4 protein-coding genes are annotated in these 5,188 nt (G+C 65.4%); 1 reads left to right on the top strand and 3 read right to left on the bottom strand.

Going from position 1 to position 5,188, the window contains the following annotated elements; all coding sequences use genetic code 11:
- The first annotated feature begins 218 nt into the window (after positions 1–218).
- On the top strand, positions 219–1,031 hold the full coding sequence (locus I5M_RS19490; protein WP_022722930.1) for a Cof-type HAD-IIB family hydrolase: 813 nt from the start codon (positions 219–221) through the stop codon (positions 1,029–1,031).
- Here the strand turns inward: I5M_RS19490 and I5M_RS33375 are convergent.
- From I5M_RS33375 to malQ, 3 genes are all read right to left on the bottom strand, one after another.
- Positions 1,028–1,282 (bottom strand): hypothetical protein, encoded by a 255-nt coding sequence (locus I5M_RS33375; RefSeq protein WP_148287910.1) that lies wholly within the window; start codon positions 1,280–1,282, stop codon positions 1,028–1,030. The two genes, I5M_RS19490 and I5M_RS33375, sit on opposite strands and share 4 nt — an antisense overlap.
- Positions 1,283–1,372: 90 nt before the next feature.
- Positions 1,373–3,175, bottom strand: coding sequence for a glycoside hydrolase family 15 protein (locus I5M_RS19500; protein WP_022722932.1), 1,803 nt, complete (start codon positions 3,173–3,175; stop codon positions 1,373–1,375).
- 2 nt (positions 3,176–3,177) lie between these two features.
- The gene (gene malQ, locus I5M_RS19505) at positions 3,178–5,136 is read right to left on the bottom strand and encodes a 4-alpha-glucanotransferase (protein WP_031337098.1); all 1,959 of its coding nucleotides are present in this window, start codon (positions 5,134–5,136) and stop codon (positions 3,178–3,180) included.
- Positions 5,137–5,188 lie beyond the last annotated feature (52 nt).

Genomic DNA, 5,188 nt, shown 5'->3' on the forward strand with positions numbered 1-5,188 from the left:
CGCCCGGACCGGACGAACGCCCGATCCGGGTCGGCATCGACGCGGCGGTGGACGAGATCGTCGGCGAGGTGGTTGCACAGCTACCCTCGTCGACCAGTGCTCGATCGAATGTTTGAACCGTCATTGCGAGCGAAGCGAAGCAATCCAGCCCCGCGCACTGCGCTGGATTGCTTCGTCGCTTCGCTCCTCGCAATGACGATAGAGATGGTGATGGATCAATGCCCCGCATTCAGCTCGTGATCTCCGACGTCGACGGCACGCTGGTGACCAACGACAAGCGTCTCACCGATCGTGCCCATGCGGCGGTCGACAAGCTGCGCGACGCCGGCATCGGCTTCACCATCACCTCGAGCCGGCCACCGGTCGGCATGCGGATGTTCGCCGAGCCGCTGCGGATCACGCTGCCGCTCGGACCGTTCAACGGCAGCTCGATCGTCGCTGCCGATCTGAAGGTGATCGAGCAGCACGTCATCGGCGAAGCTGCGGCCAAAACCAGCATCGAGCTGCTGGACCGCCATGGCGTCGACATCTGGCTGTTCACCAACAATGCCTGGTACATCCGCCGCGACGACGGCAAATACGTGCCGCACGAACAGAACACCATCCAGCACGATCCGGTGACGATCGACGACTTCACGCCGCATCTGGCCGCGGCCTGCAAGATCGTCGGTGCCAGCCCGGATTTCCCGCTGCTGGAGCGCTGCGAGACCGAGTTGCAGCAGGCGCTCGGCGACAGCGCGCTCGCCGTGCGTTCGCAGGACTACTATCTCGACGTCACCCCGCCCGGCCAGAACAAGGGGACCTTCGTTCGCGCGATGTCGAAGCGCCTCGGTATCCCCACCGACGCGATCGCCACCATCGGCGACATGCGCAACGACCTGGCGATGTTCAAGGTCGCCGGCCTCGCCATCGCGATGGGCAACGCGAGCGATGATGTGAAGTCGCAAGCGGCGCATGTCACCGACAGCAACGAAGAAGACGGATTCGCCAAGGCGATCGATTACATTCTGGCGCGGAATGAGAAGGGCTAACGTAACAGCTGATCGATCACGCTAATTACTCCGTCATGGCCGGGCTCGTCCCGGCCATCCACGTCCTTTTTGCTGCTGATTCGGTATTCGTGGATGGCCGGGACAAGCCCGGCCATGACGGCGATTGTTTTTGCAGCGGCCTCCTTCTGACACAGCTCCATCCTCAGCGTCATCCTGAGGTGCCCACCGTGCGCTACGCGGAAGCGTAGCGCGGTGGGCCTCGAAGGATGGGCTGCGCGCGCGGCGGTCATCCTTCGAGGCTCGCTGCGCTCGCACCTCAGGATGACGGGTGTGCCCACTGCTTGCTGAAGAAAGCAGGCGCTTTCCAGCGGCAACGTTACTTACTTCGATCGCTGCATCGCCGGCTTTTTCTCCCCACTCTTCGCGGCGGTGAGGTTGTGGGCGGTGTTGATCAAAGCGATGTGGGTCAGGGCCTGGGGGAAATTGCCGACCTGGCGCTTGGCTTCGACGTCGTACTCCTCGGCCAAGAGCCCCACATCGTTGGCGATCTCGACGACGCGGCCGAACAGCGCCTTGGCCTTGTCGATGTCGCCCGACAGCACATAGGCGTCGGCGAGCCACAGGCTGCAAGCCAGGAATGCGCCCTCGAGCTGCCCGTTCTCACCGGGGTGGCGGCGCGGATCGTGGCGCATGACCAGGCCTTCGACGATCAGGTTGTGCTCGACGGCTTGGAGCGTACCTTGCATCCGCGGATCGTCCGGCGGCAGGAAGCCGACGGCCCACAGCAGCAGCACGCTGGCGTCGAGATATTTGCCGCCATAATGCTCGACGAAGCTGTTCTGTTCGGCGTCGAAGCCTTTGGTGCAGACGTCGGCGTGGATCTTGTCGCGGATCGCCCGCCACTCGGCGACCGGAGCCTTCAGCTTGAACTGCGCGGCGCTCTTGATGCCGCGGTCGAACGCCACCCAGGTCATGACCTTGGAGCAGACGTAGTGCTGCGGGTCGCCGCGCATTTCCCAGATGCCGCTGTCAGGCTGATCCCAGATCTTGGCGAGATGCTCCAGCACCTCGCATTCCATCGCCCAGGATTTGCCGTCGAGCTTGAGGTCCGCGACGCGCCATTGATGGAAGGCGTCGATCAGTTCGCCGTAGACGTCGAGCTGCAGCTGCGCATGCGCGGCATTGCCGATGCGCACCGGCTTGGCGCCCTCGTAGCCGGTGAGCCAGTCGGCCTCCCATTCGAGCAGTCGCCGCTGGCCATAGATGCCGTACATGATCTGCATGTTGGCCGGATTGCCGGCCACGGCGCGCATCAGCCAGTCGTGCCAGGCCGAAGCTTCTTCGGTGTATCCGCTATTCATCAGCGCCAGCAGCGTGAAGGTCGCGTCGCGCAGCCAGCAGAACCGGTAGTCCCAATTGCGTGCCCCGCCGAGCTTCTCCGGCAACGATGTCGTCGGCGCCGCCACGATGCCCCCGCTGGGCTGGAAGGTCTGCGCCTTGAGGGTGATCAGCGACCGCATCACCAGGTCGCGATACTCACCCTCGTAGCTGCAGCGTCCCGACCACTCCGACCAGAACTGCTTGGTATCCTCGAGCGCCTGAAACGGATCGATCGGCTCCGGCACCGGCAGATGCGACGCGCCGTAGGTGATCACGAACGGCACTGTCTGCCCGGCTTCGATCTCGAACTCCGCGATCGTCGTCATGTTCTCGCCGTGGGTTTTTACCGGCGTACGCAGCACGATCATGTCGGGACCGCAGATGGCGAGCCGCTCGCCGTCCTGGCCGCGCCTCACCCACGGGATCGCCGAGCCGAAGCCGAACCGGATGACGAGCTGCATCCGCATCCGCACCTTGCCCTGATCGCCGCGGACCAGGCGCACGATGTCCGAAGCCTTGCCGCGCGGCGGCATGAAGTCGATCAGCGTCACGGCGCCGTCCGCGGATTCAAAGCGCGTTTCGAGAACGAGGCTGTCGCCGCAATAGCGGCGCGATGAGCTGAAGCCCGCCTCGGCCGGCGCGATCTGCCAGCGGCCGTTGTCTTCGTTGCCGATCAACGCCGCGAAGCAGGCTTCGGAGTCGAACGACGGCCAGCACAGCCAGTCGATCGATCCGTCACGACCGACCAGGGCTGCGGTTTCGCAGTCGCCCAGCAACGCGTAGTGTTCGATCGGACCTGCCACGATTACACCGCCGAGCGCCGTTCTGCGGTCGCTGCGAGCAGCGCCTGACGGTTGATGGCGCCGCCTATCTCGTCCAGCGCACGCGGCAGCTTGCGCCGCCAGTTCGGGTGCTCGTCGACAGTGCCGGGGATGTTGGGCTGATCCATCACGCCGAGCAGATCTTCCAGCGAGATCGCCAGCAGGCGCGCCGGCGTCCGGGCCATGAAAGTCAGCACAGCGTAGATATCTTCCTGTTGGATGCCTTGGTATCGCAAAGCATCGCCCAACATCTGCAGCGCGTAGCGGCGGCTGTCGTCGCTTTCACCTGGATCGAGGCCGAGCGCGCGCTTCTGCGCGAGATCGGCGAAAGCGCGCCAGCCTGAGTAAGTCGCGAGGTCGTGCGTATTGAAGGTCACGAGCGCGGCGGCCGGATAGCGTTCGATGCCGTAGAACCAGCCCTGATGATAATCGCGCTCGAACATCATCACCCGATACGACCAGATCCCCCAGCTCATCAGCTTCTCGCGGAAGCCCTCCGGCACGGTGCCGAGATCTTCGCCGATCACCACGCAATGATTGGCGGCACTTTCCTGTGCGGTGATCGCGAGCAGCGGATCGAACGGCATCTTCACATAGACGCCGTGACCGGGACCGAATCCTTCCGGCACCACGTAGAGCCGGTTCAGCCAAAGCACGTGATCGAGCCGGATCGCGCCGGCATAGCGCATCGAGGCGCGTAGCATGTCGCGATACGGCGCAAAGCCGGTGAGTTCGAGGCCGGGCGCGTTGAAGCCGGCGAGGCCCCAATTTTGTCCGGCCGTGTTGAGCGAGTCCGGCGGCGCACCAACGGAGAGCCGCCGCGAGATCGCGACCTGCTCGTTCCAGGCGTCGAAGCCTCCGGCCTGGACGCCGACCGCGACGTCGAGATACAGCCCGACATTCATGCCGCGCGCAGCCGACAACTCCTTGCAGCGACGCAGCTGCGTGTCGGCGATCCATTGCGAGAATTCGATGAACTCGATCTCGGCGGCATCGGCGCCGCGGCGCATCTCGGCGAAGCGCGCATCGTCCGGCCGGCGCCACTCGGCCGGCCAGTCCCACCAGGCGCCGTCGAAACGGTGACGCAGCACTTCGAAACAGGCGAACTGCCCGAGCAGCGGCTCGCGCTCCTGGCGAAAGGCCGCGAACGCGGTCTTGCGGTCGGCCGTCGCGCCGGCTTTGAATCGACCGAACGCCGCGCGGAGCGCGCGCCACTTCAGTGCCGCGACCGCCTTGTAGTCGACCAGCTCGCTGCCGCGCAGCGCCGCGATCTCAGCGCCGCCGTCCGGCAGGTCCGAAGCCGCGTATTCCGGGATTTGCTCGATATCGACATAGAGCGGATTGAGAAACAGCCGGCTGTTCGGCGCGTACGGACTGCAATCCTGCGGCCGGTCGTCGAACAGCGCGTGCAGCGGATTGAGCCCGATGCCGCCCGCGCCGAGTCCGGCGGCGAGCTCGATCAGATCGGCCAGATCGGTGAAGTCGCCGATGCCCCAGTTGCGCGACGAGCGCAGGCTGTAGAGCTGCACGGCGACGATCCAGGAGCGATCGAAATCGCCCCGATACGCCTGCGCCGGCGACACCAGCAGCGGCGAGTGCTCGCTGCGGCCGGAGGCGTCGGTCAGCGTCAGCTGATGAATCCCGACCGGCAGGTCGCCGGGCCAGGCGATGGCTGGCGTCTCGGCGACGCCTTCGGCCACGGTCTCGCCGCCCGCAGCGATGCTCCAGCGCATCGGCAAGGCCGCGTCGGCCGCGAGCTCGGTCCGGCTCGCTTCGCCGAGCCGGACCACCGGGACGCTTCCCAGCAGCCGGCGTCCCTTCGGCTCCGGGATGGCGTCGACCACGATCTGAAGGGCCGCCTTGTCGGCAACCTGACGCTGGCCGTGAACATCGTCGAATTCGGTCTGGATACCGAGTTCGGCCGCTTTGCTGAAAACATTCATGAGGATGCTGTTTGCCCGCGGCGCGACTGCGCGGCGAATCCGCCGATCGAGG

It is taken from the genome of Rhodopseudomonas sp. B29 (genome assembly GCF_000333455.1).
Taxonomy (GTDB): domain Bacteria; phylum Pseudomonadota; class Alphaproteobacteria; order Rhizobiales; family Xanthobacteraceae; genus Rhodopseudomonas.

What these genes read in the sequence shown, in the direction of transcription:
- I5M_RS19490 (WP_022722930.1), top strand. Translation starts at nt 219, where the DNA reads ATGCCCCGCATTCAGCTCGTGATCTCCGACGTCGACGGCACGCTGGTG.
- I5M_RS33375 (WP_148287910.1), bottom strand. Translation starts at nt 1,282, where the DNA reads ATGACCGCCGCGCGCGCAGCCCATCCTTCGAGGCCCACCGCGCTACGC.
- malQ (WP_031337098.1), bottom strand. Translation starts at nt 5,136, where the DNA reads ATGAATGTTTTCAGCAAAGCGGCCGAACTCGGTATCCAGACCGAATTC.